We start from the raw sequence: 201 nt of genomic DNA on the forward strand, positions 1-201 counted from the left end.
ACCCCCGACGCCATCCACGCCACCCACACCGCCCTCACCGACCACGGCCTCACCGCCCGAATCATCCCCGTCACCTACGCCAGCCACTGCCCCCACGTGGAACCGCTCCACACCCAACTCACCGCCGTCACCATCGACCCACACGCCGCCAGCACCGCCTTCTACAGCAGCACCCGCCAACAGACCATCCCCGGCACCGAC

The 201-nt window shown here is 69.7% G+C and carries 1 protein-coding gene; it reads left to right on the forward strand.

The features are described from left to right. Positions 1-201, forward strand: a 201-nt coding sequence (locus tag ONA70_RS36630) for a hypothetical protein (RefSeq protein WP_265011041.1), incomplete at both ends; no start/stop codon positions are given.

Source organism: Micromonospora yasonensis (assembly GCF_026013475.1).
Lineage (GTDB): Bacteria > Actinomycetota > Actinomycetes > Mycobacteriales > Micromonosporaceae > Micromonospora > Micromonospora yasonensis.